This window comes from Paenibacillus forsythiae T98 (genome assembly GCF_000520735.1).
Classification (GTDB): domain Bacteria; phylum Bacillota; class Bacilli; order Paenibacillales; family Paenibacillaceae; genus Paenibacillus_AQ; species Paenibacillus_AQ forsythiae.
In genome coordinates this window covers 1-1,014 of the sequence record NZ_ASSC01000827.1, presented here as the reverse complement: position 1 = coordinate 1,014, position 1,014 = coordinate 1, and the positions used below count along the sequence as shown (strand labels likewise).

The following is a 1,014-nucleotide window of genomic DNA, read 5'->3' as shown; positions in this document are numbered from 1 at the left end:
CCGGCGGCAAAATGATTAATATCCGCGCCGAGACGCTCACTTCCAAACCTTCGTTCAGGCGGCTGCTGTCCTCGCGGCGCTGCGTCATTCCGGCAGACGGATTCTATGAATGGCAAAACCTTGGCTCGGCCAAACAGCCGATGCGTATTCTGATGCGTGACGGGAGTGTTTTTTCAATGGCCGGAATTTATGACATATGGGTGGATACGGAAGGAAAAAAGCTCGCCACCTGCTCCATCATCACGACGGAGCCGAATGAGCTGACGGCTGAAATCCATAACCGGATGCCGGTCATTCTTCGTCCGGAAGCAGTGGACCCTTGGCTGGACCGGAGCAATCAGGATGCTGACCGTCTGGCCAAGCTGTTAAAGCCGTATGATCCGGGAGAAATGAGAGCTTATCCCGTCTCCGCAAAGGTCGGCAATGTGCGCAATGACTCCAGGGATTTAATCGATGAGGTTCAGCCCTGAGCGGGACCGAAGTATTCCTCAATCTCGTCAATGGTCGCTTGCAGATCCTGGCTGCCGTCTACTTTTAGTACGCCGAGATTCAAAGCTTTAGCCTCTTGCTCAACATATTCAGCAAATCTTGCATCCCTGGTCATCCAGTTATCGAAAGCCGCGGCAGGGTCATCCGTGCAGTCAAGTATATCCTTTATCCAGCTTCGCTTGCTGTAATGATGGCGCTGGAAGCGCTCGGCAGGGATCATCCATATCGCCTTATGCCCCGGTTGCAGATGAGGGAATACCAAGGAAGGCAGAAGCTGATTTCCCTCGGCCACAACAGGACCATTGAAGCGTTCCTCAAGTTTCTTCAAGACGAATGCAAAGTCTTCTTTGAAAAATGCGATGTACTCTTCCAGCTGTTTCTCAACACTCCGGCTACAAAAAGCTTCATTATAACTCATCCTCGAAATCTTGTGCATGGCGGGCTGATTGCGGGCGGTTATGTTCTTCAAGCGGCTTTCCAGATGCTCGTCGCAGCAATATAGCGCCAGCCCATGCTTCTCCGCAT

At 52.1% G+C, this 1,014-nt stretch carries 2 protein-coding genes; one reads left to right on the top strand and one right to left on the bottom strand.

Annotated elements, in window-relative coordinates; genetic code table 11:
* On the top strand, positions 1 to 470 hold a 470-nt coding region (locus L692_RS0125255; protein WP_025702685.1), incomplete at its 5' end, for an SOS response-associated peptidase.
* Here L692_RS0125255 and L692_RS0125250 read toward each other — a convergent pair.
* Positions 461 to 1,014: hypothetical protein (locus L692_RS0125250; protein ID WP_025702684.1), on the bottom strand; the 554-nt coding region annotated here is incomplete at its 5' end. The genes L692_RS0125255 and L692_RS0125250 overlap by 10 nt on opposite strands.